An 8,278-nucleotide genomic window follows, 5' to 3' on the forward strand; every position below is an offset into this window, starting at 1 on the left:
CTTACTCCGCCTTCAGCTCGGCGAGCTGCTGCACGCTCAGGTCACCGGGTAAACCGCCCCAGGCCTGGCGCAGGTAATTGACCATATCCGTCACCTGCTCATCAGTGAGCTTGTTGGCAAAGCCCGGCATGGGCTGCATACGCTCGAAACCGGTGAACTGCTGCTCACGGATACCTTCCAGGATAGCCTTGACCAGGTTACGCGAGTCGCCCTGGCGCAGCACCGTATTGCCCTGCATGGCCACCGCAATGTGCGGCTTGCCCTCGCCTTCGACGCCGTGGCAACCGGCGCAGACGTTGAGGTACTGCTGATGGCCGCGCGTGGCACTGTCGCTGAGCTGGTCCAGGGGCACTTCCTTTATGACCTTCGCTGCGGGCGGCTGTTCACCCAACAGGTACGTGGCCATGGCAGCCAGGTCGGCGTCCTCCAGGTGCTGGGTGCTGTGGTGCACCACCGGGTACATCTCGTTGAACATGCTGCCCTGGGCGCTGATCCCGTGCTTGAGGAAGGTGGTGAGGTCTGGCTGGGTCCAGCCCCGCTCGGCCAGGTCCTGGGCGAGCAGGCTCGGCGCCAGGTAGCCATTGAGCAGGCCGCCCGTCAGGCGCCGGTCCTGCTGCAGGGCGCCGATGGCGTTGCGTGGGGTGTGGCATTCACCACAGTGGCCCATGACCTCTACCATGTACTGCCCACGCTGCCAGGCCGGCCCCTTGCCTTCGGCGGCCTGCAACTGGACGCTCTTGCCGTACAGCATGTTCCAGCCGGCCAGCCCCAGGCGCACATTGAACGGGAAGTCCAGCTGGGTCTGCGGGGCCGGTCGGTTGATGGGCGGCACGGTCTTCAGGTACGCCAGGATCGCGTCGGAATCCTGCCGGGTGATCAGGTGGTACGCGGTGTACGGCATGGCCGGGTAAAGGTTGGCGCCGTCCTTGCGCTTGCCTTCGGTGACCGCCGCGAAGAACTCATCGGCCGTGTAGCGGCCAATACCGTGTTGTTTGTCTGGGGTGATGTTGCTGCCATAGATAGTGCCGAACGGCGAATGGATCGGCAGGCCGCCGGCGAACGGCGCGCCGCCCTCGGCAGTGTGACAGGCCATGCAATCAGCGGCGCGGGCCAGGTACTCGCCGCGCTTGACCAGCGCCTGGTCATCGGCCTGGGCCGCCAGCGCAACGGCAAGCCCGAACGCCAAGGCGAAACCGGAACGTACATGCCCCATGCTCACCCCTCCTTGACCAGGCCGAGCTCATTGAGCACCGCGCGGGTCGCGTCGTAGTAACGCACGTAACCGGTACAGCGGCAGATATGATGACCAAGGCTCGCCTCGATGCGGTCTTCAAGCTCGCTCTTGTTCACTGCCTGGCGCTGGGCGCTTTCCACCAGCACCGTGGCCGCGTTGACGAACCCTGGTGCACAGTAGCTGCACTGGAAGGCGAACAGGTCGACGAACTTCTGCTGGATCGGGTTCAGGGTGACGTTGCCGGCCTCATCCTGCGTTGCGTGGCCCTCGATGGTGCGCACCTTCTTGCCGGCAAAGTAATGGGCGCCGGTGATGCAAGTGCGCACTTGCTCGCTGGTACCGTCGGGGTTGTCGACAATCACTACGCAGGCGTGGCAGATGCCCTGCCCACAACCCAGGCGCGAGCCGGTGAGGTTCAGGTGTTCGTGCAGGTAGTCGATCATCGCCAGGTCAGCAGGGACCTCGACCGGACCGACAGGTTGACCGTTGAGGGTCAGTTGAAGCGGACGGTTAGCCATTGAGGGCCTCCTTGATACGGGCTGGGGTAATCGGTAGTTCACGCACGCGTTTGCCAATGGCGTGGGCCACAGCGTTGCTGATGGCCCCTACCACAGGGATCATCACGACCTCGGCAATACCTTTGGACGGGTCGGTCGGCGACAGCGGCGGGAGAATCTCGCTGGTCTGCTGCCACACCGCCACGTCCCTGGCGTGCGGCAGGCGGTAACGGTTGAAGTTCCAGTCACCCTCGCCCGGGCCGCCTTCGTGCAGCGGCATTTCTTCGGTCAGTGCATGGCCGATCCCCATGGCGATGCCACCTTCGAGCTGGCCCTTGACCAGCTCCGGCACCAGTATCCGGCCGCACTCGACCCAACTGTGATGGTTGAGGACCCGGGTTTGGCCAGTACCCTTGTTCACCTTCACTTCGACGAGGGTTGCCACAGGGCTGTAGTAGGTCACCATGGCGTTGTTCAACTGGGTAGCCGGATAGGCGGCATTCTGCCGATCAAGCAAGTGGAAACCGTTGCGGGTCATCTGCGCCTTTTTGGCCGCCGGCGCACCGTCGCCGTACTTCACAGCAAGGGCATCGAGTGGGAACCGCTCGCGCACGCCGTCAATCACGAAGTCAGCCTCAGCCCAGCTCCAGCGGTTGAAACCGTGCACGCTCACACCGGTGACCAGGCCCATTTCGTGGGCTTTTTTCGCAAGCTCGACGAACGGGATCGGCGCCAGGCCGTTGCCCGTCAGTTCGCCGTTGACCCACACGGCGTTTTCGCGGCGCACCACCAAGGGGTTGGCCTGGCCGCCGTAGGGGCCCTTGCGCCACAGCGCCAAAGCGGCTGGCCACAGGCTGTGGTTGAACAGCACGCGTGCCGCTTCGCGGGTGGCGTGGCTGAAATAGAACGCCGAGTTGGTCGCCGACGAGGGCGACGCCAGCCGACCCACCCAGCGCGGGTCGCGTAGCGCCGCGTCCTGCTCGGCCTGGCTCATCAGGTAGGGGTTGCCGCTGGTGGTCAGTTGCAACTCCGGCCACTCGGTGACAGCGGTTGTTACCTCATCGGCCGAGCGGCCTAGAAAATCACTGACCACCAGCGCCTGGGAGGTGGACATGCCCGTGCCCAGCTCAGTGCCGATGTGACGCAAGCTGATGCGGCCATCAGCAGTGAATTCGATACTGGCCATCGGCGCCTCGGACCCGGTACCGAAATCCTTCTGGCAGATGGCAAAACCGACGCCGTACCAATGGTCGGGGTCCTTGGCGTCCATGTCCTGCTTGCGTGCCGCGCGATTGAGCCACCAATCATGGGCAGCAGCCTTATCGAGAATCTCATGCAGGCGCAGAGCCCCGGCAGGCACCGCGCCCTGGGTGTTCTTCATGCCCGACTTCAGCGCATTGGCCCGGCGCAGGTCGATGGCGTCGACCCCTAGGCGCCCGGCAACCTCATCGACCATCATCTCGGTGGCGGCCATGGTCTGCAGGGTGCCATAACCACGCATCGAGCCGGCCTCGACCCCACGGGAGTGATAGGCAGTGACGGACAGGTCGTTCTGCGGCATGTAGTAGATCGACTGCGCTGCCGTAGCCCCTACTGCGGCGACGGACGGGCTGTAGTTGATGCGGCCACCGCCGTCGCAGCTCATGTCGGCACGGAAAATCTTGAAGCTGTTGTCCTTCTTGTCCACCGCCAGCTGGTAGCGAATGTCGAAAGCATGGCGCTTGATGCCGCTCTGAAACTGCTCATAACGGTCGTTGGCCAGGCGGATAGGTACACCGCCGCCATACAGCGCGGCCACGGCCGCGTAGAAGACGAAGATGTTGTTGTCCTTGGAGCCATAGCCCACGGTGTAGCCGGGGTGCATGTTGAGGGTTTTCAGGACGAAGCGCGACGGCTTGATCATGTGCACGCATTCCTGCGCGGCCTCGAACGGGCACTGGGTAGCAACCACGAAATGCAACGTACCGGTTGCAGCGTCGTACCAGCCATTGCCGTTGTCGGGCTCCAGCGCGGCCGGCTCGATGGACGGCGTCTTGTAGCGCTCGTCGAACACCAGCCAGTCTTCGGGCGGGTTATCCAACTGCTCGCCGATACGCTTGGCGTAGAACAAGCCCTGCTCGGTCAGGTCGCCGTGCAGGTTGGGCTGTTTCGACCACACCGGCTTACGGTTGAGGATGGTGGGGAACAGCATGGAGTTCTTCAGGCTGGAGAACTCGTCTTCGTCGAACGGTGTGGCTCCGCCAACGCGTACGAAGCGGAAGCTGCCATACGGGTCACGCTGGTACAGCGGTGCCTGCTCCCCGTAGCGGATGGCCTGGTCATTGAACTGCAGCTTGCGCTTGGCCTGGCGAAAACGCTCGAAGTCGTGCCAGATCAGGATTGCCACGGGGTGGCCGATGAACATCGGGACCTTGCCGGGTGGCAATAGCGGGTCCGGTGAGTGCGCCTCCGGCCAGGCGATGCCGTCCTTCTCCAGGTCGGCGGCGGTGACGATGCGGTCTGGCTGCAGGTCGGTGCCGAGCCCGTCGAGGTCATAACCGGCATAGAGGCGATCGGCCTTGGTCGCCTTGAGCAACAGGGCATGGCCTTGTTGTTCAGGCCAGCCCGGCATGTCCTTGGCACGGATGTCACGGGCGAACACCTTGTTGCCGCACACCTTGGACAAGGCGTCGTTACGGAAACGGGCCTTGCCATCATGGTTCATCCACTTCTGCGGCGACGCAGTGACGCGGTCCTCCATCAGCGCGGCGTAGGCCTGGCTGCCAAGCGGCGCCATCGTCACACCGACACCGGCGATCAGGCCGCCTTGCAGGAAGGCGCGCCGGGAAATATCACGGTTGGACATGCTTGATCCTCTGGGCAGCACGTTAGCTGCCCATTTTTGATTCTTATGCAGGGGAACTCGGAAGGGGCGAGCGCCTTGACATGGCCAGCCTAAAAAACTGACCCGTGCGTCAACTTTACAGCAATAAAATAGCTTTTGGCAAAGTCAAGCCGACAATATGTCGCGGTGTTTCAAAACCAAGCCTGCGCCGGCAAGCACCGTACCGAACCCGTAGGACCTGCCTGCGTAGGAGCGGGTTAACCTTGGGTTAATCGACCCACGCCAGCATGGGCGCACTTCACGTACTGCCAAGGCGAAGACATGCGCGTTCTCCTGCTCTTCCTGACATTCCTGCTAGCCGGCCCGTTGCAGGCCAACCCGTTCGACGTCAAACCCAACTTCCTGCCGGTCGACCAGGCCTTCGTCCTCACCCAGGACCGCCAGGCTGACGGCCAGATGCGCCTGTTCTTCCAGATCAAACAGGGTTACTACCTGTACCAGAAACGCCTGAAGTTCGATGGCCTGGCCGTCGACCAGCACCCGCAGCTGCCCGCTGCCCTGAACCACCATGACGAATTCTTCGGTGACAGCGCGGTGTACCGCGACCAGCTCGAGCTGCTGATACCGGCCAATGCCCAAGGGCAATTGCGCCTGGGGTGGCAGGGCTGCGCCGATGCCGGCCTGTGCTATCCGCCACAGACCACGGTCATCGACCTGGGCGGCAGCGCCACACCGGTCGCCGATCAGGCCAGTGACCAGGCCCTGGCCAGCGGCCTGCAAAGCACCAGCCTGGCGTGGAGCCTGGTCGCCTTCTTCGGCCTCGGCCTGCTGCTGGCGTTCACGCCCTGCTCACTCCCCATGCTGCCGATCCTGGCCGGGCTGGTGCTGGGCAACGGCGCCAGCGCGCGGCGGGGTTGGCTGCTGGCCGGCGTCTACGTGCTGAGCATGGCACTGGTGTATGCGGCGCTGGGTGTGGTTGCCGCACTGCTGGGCGCCAGCCTGCAGGCCTGGCTGCAGCAACCCTGGCTGCTAGGTAGCCTGGCAGGGCTGTTCGTGGTGCTTGCCTTGCCCATGTTCGGCGCCTTCGAACTGCAACTGCCGGCCGCCGTGCGTGACCGCCTGGACCGTGCAGGGCAAGGCACCCGCGGTGGCAACCTGTATGGTGCGGCGCTGCTGGGCGCACTCTCGGGGCTGCTGCTGGGCCCTTGCATGACCGCGCCGCTGGCCGGCGCGCTGCTCTATATCGCGCAAAGCGGCGATGTGCTGCAGGGCGCGCTGGTGCTGTTCAGCCTGGGCCTGGGCATGGGGCTGCCACTGTTGCTGCTGGTGACCCTGGGCAACCGCTACCTGCCACGTCCGGGCGCCTGGATGAACCGGGTCAAGGGCGTGTTCGGTTTCGTGTTCCTGGCCATGGCCCTGTACACCGTGCGCAGCCTGCTGGCCGCCCCGCTGCTGCTGGCCTTGAGCGGTGCCTGGCTGATCGCCCTGGGCTGGGCTGCCTGGCCAGCGCTGCAGCGCTTGCCGGCTTTGCGAGCGCTGCCGCTGCTGGGCGCCCTGTGGGGCGGCCTGCTGCTGGTCGGTGCGGCGGCCGGTGGCGATGACCTCTGGCAACCCTTGCGTCCGTTCACTGGCGGGGCAACGCCGGTGGCCATGCAACCTGCCGAAGACACCTTCACCACGGTCAGCAGCCCTGAAGCGCTGCAACGTGAGCTGGACGCCGCCAAGGCCCGTGGCCAGTGGGTGATGCTCGATTACTATGCCGATTGGTGCGTCTCGTGCAAGGTCATGGAGAAGCACGTTTTCGCCCGCAGTGAGGTACAGGCCAGTCTTGCTGATGTGCACCTGCTGCGCCTGGACGTGACCGCCGACTCGCCTGCCAGCCGCGCTCTGTTGCAGCGCTACCAGGTGCCCGGCCCGCCCAGCATCATCTGGCTGGGCCCGGAGGGTGAAGAACGCCGCGCCCGGCGTATCACCGGCGAGGTGGATGCGGCCGCATTCCTGCAACACTGGGCCCAGACCAGGAGCCAAGGCTGATGCTGACGGTAACCCTCGGGCCATTGACCATGGCCCTCAATCACCTGTTGATGCTGGCCGCGCTGGGCATCGCCAGCCTGGTCGGCTGGTGGGTTGCCCGCCGTGGCGGTGAAAGCCCGGAGTCGGCGCTGTTCAACCTGTTCCTGGTCGGCCTGCTGTGCGCTCGGCTGGGCTTCGTCCTGGCCTACTGGTCGATGTACCGCGATGACTTGCTGCAGGTCATCGACATCCGCGACGGTGGCTTCCTGCTCTGGTCGGGCCTTGTCGGCATCGTGCTCGCCACCCTGTGGCAGGGTTGGCGCCACCCCGGGCTACGCCGCCCGCTAGGCTGGGCACTCTTCAGTGGCGCCCTGTTCTGGGGCCTGGCCAGCCTGGGCAGCCATCTTTACAGCAAAGGTACCGAGTTGCCCGAGCTGAGCCTGCGCAATGCCAGCGGGCAATCGGTCGCGCTGCACAGCTACCGGGGCAAGCCGCTGGTCATCAACATCTGGGCCACCTGGTGCCCACCGTGCCGACGGGAAATGCCCGTGTTGCAACAGGCTCAGGGCGAGTACCCGCACGTGACCTTCCTGTTCGTCAACCAGGGCGAAACCCCTGAAAACGTGAGCACGTTCCTCGCCACCACCGGGCTGAGCCTGACCCATGTGCTGTTCGACGGTACCGGCCTGCTGGCCCAGCGGGTCGGGTCGATGGCCCTGCCCACCACACTGTTCTACGACGCCGAAGGGCGGCTGATCGGCAGCCACCTGGGCGAGCTGTCCCGGGCCAGCCTGCGCCACGCCCTGGAACCTTTCCAACGGGCCGCCGCGCCCGCCCCTGCCGCACAAGGAAACTGACATGCGATTGACTGCCCTGCTGCCCCTGTCCCTGGCCCTGCTGGCCGCCCCGCTGGTGCAAGCCGATGAGCTGCCCAAGGCGATCCAGCAACTGCAAGCCAAGGGCGCCGTGATCAAGGGCAGTTTCGATGCGCCCAACGGCCTGCGCGGCTATGCCGCCGAGTACCAGAACAACGGCATCGCCCTGTACCTCACGCCTGATGGCAAACATGTGCTGGTCGGCAGCCTGTTCGATGAACAAGGCCAGGACCTCAGTGCCGAGCCGCTGGAAAAGCTGGTGTACGGCCCCATGTCCAAGGCCATCTGGGCGAAACTGGAAAAGACCAGCTGGATCGCTGACGGCAAAGCCGATGCACCGCGCAAGGTCTACCTGTTCAGCGACCCCAACTGCCCGTACTGCAACATGTTCTGGCAGCAGGCGCGGCCGTGGGTAGAGTCGGGCAAGGTGCAGCTGCGCCATATCATGGTCGGCATCATCCGCGAGGACAGCCCGGGCAAGTCGGCGGCACTGCTGGCCGCCAAGGACCCAGCCAAAGCGCTGGAACAGCATGAGAAAGCCGGCAAGGCCAGTACCCTGAAAGCGCTGGACAAAGTGCCAGAGGCGGTGCAGCAGAAACTGGCGGCGAACCTGGCCTTGATGGAAGAAATGGGCTTGCAGGCCACGCCGGCGATCTTCTATCAGGATGAGCAAGGTAACCTGCAAAGCCAGCAAGGGGCGCCGCGGCCGGAGATGTTGGGGAAGATTCTCGGTAAGCGCTGAATGATCAGCCGGCTATATCGGCCTCATCGCCGGCAAGCCGGCTCCCACAGGTATTCCACTGCGCCCATGAGCCGTGTTGTACCTGTGGGCCGG

6 protein-coding genes are annotated in these 8,278 nt (G+C 64.7%); 3 read left to right on the plus strand and 3 right to left on the minus strand.

Annotation, left to right across the window (positions count from 1 at the left end):
• Nucleotide 1 precedes the first annotated feature (1 nt).
• Genes APH34_RS04290 through APH34_RS04300 form a run of 3 tightly spaced genes read right to left on the minus strand, consistent with a single transcriptional unit; the run spans nucleotide 2 to nucleotide 4,576 of the window.
• Nucleotides 2-1,213 (minus strand): cytochrome c, encoded by a 1,212-nt coding sequence (locus APH34_RS04290; protein ID WP_054899941.1) that lies wholly within the window; start codon nucleotides 1,211-1,213, stop codon nucleotides 2-4.
• A gap of 2 nt (nucleotides 1,214-1,215) precedes the next feature.
• Complete coding sequence (locus tag APH34_RS04295) at nucleotides 1,216-1,752, minus strand: (2Fe-2S)-binding protein (RefSeq protein ID WP_054899942.1); 537 nt, start codon at nucleotides 1,750-1,752, stop codon at nucleotides 1,216-1,218.
• Nucleotides 1,745-4,576 carry a xanthine dehydrogenase family protein molybdopterin-binding subunit gene (locus APH34_RS04300; protein ID WP_054899943.1) on the minus strand — a complete coding sequence of 944 codons (2,832 nt, stop codon included), beginning with the start codon at nucleotides 4,574-4,576 and terminating at the stop codon, nucleotides 1,745-1,747. Before APH34_RS04300 ends, APH34_RS04295 begins: the two co-directional genes overlap by 8 nt.
• Nucleotides 4,577-4,876: 300 nt before the next feature.
• Between APH34_RS04300 and dsbD the strand changes: the two genes are divergently transcribed.
• From dsbD to dsbG, 3 genes are read left to right on the plus strand one after another with little or no spacing between them, the layout of a single operon-like run.
• Nucleotides 4,877-6,589: a protein-disulfide reductase DsbD gene (gene dsbD, locus APH34_RS04305; RefSeq protein WP_054899944.1), complete on the plus strand. Its 1,713-nt coding sequence runs from the start codon at nucleotides 4,877-4,879 to the stop codon at nucleotides 6,587-6,589.
• Nucleotides 6,589-7,425, plus strand: coding sequence for a TlpA disulfide reductase family protein (locus tag APH34_RS04310; protein ID WP_054899945.1), 837 nt, complete (start codon nucleotides 6,589-6,591; stop codon nucleotides 7,423-7,425). Before dsbD ends, APH34_RS04310 begins: the two co-directional genes overlap by 1 nt.
• Nucleotide 7,426: 1 nt before the next feature.
• On the plus strand, nucleotides 7,427-8,185 hold the full coding sequence (dsbG, locus tag APH34_RS04315) for a thiol:disulfide interchange protein DsbG (RefSeq protein WP_054899946.1): 759 nt from the start codon (nucleotides 7,427-7,429) through the stop codon (nucleotides 8,183-8,185).
• Nucleotides 8,186-8,278: the final 93 nt, after the last annotated feature.

The organism is Pseudomonas sp. NBRC 111131 (genome assembly GCF_001320525.1).
Classification (GTDB): Bacteria; Pseudomonadota; Gammaproteobacteria; order Pseudomonadales; family Pseudomonadaceae; genus Aquipseudomonas; species Aquipseudomonas ceruminis.

Bases quoted from the DNA above. Each gene is read 5' to 3' on its own strand.
- APH34_RS04290 (WP_054899941.1), bottom strand. From the start codon at position 1,213: ATGGGGCATGTACGTTCCGGTTTCGCCTTGGCGTTCGGGCTTGCCGTT.
- APH34_RS04295 (WP_054899942.1), bottom strand. From the start codon at position 1,752: ATGGCTAACCGTCCGCTTCAACTGACCCTCAACGGTCAACCTGTCGGT.
- APH34_RS04300 (WP_054899943.1), bottom strand. From the start codon at position 4,576: ATGTCCAACCGTGATATTTCCCGGCGCGCCTTCCTGCAAGGCGGCCTG.
- dsbD (WP_054899944.1), top strand. From the start codon at position 4,877: ATGCGCGTTCTCCTGCTCTTCCTGACATTCCTGCTAGCCGGCCCGTTG.
- APH34_RS04310 (WP_054899945.1), top strand. From the start codon at position 6,589: ATGCTGACGGTAACCCTCGGGCCATTGACCATGGCCCTCAATCACCTG.
- dsbG (WP_054899946.1), top strand. From the start codon at position 7,427: ATGCGATTGACTGCCCTGCTGCCCCTGTCCCTGGCCCTGCTGGCCGCC.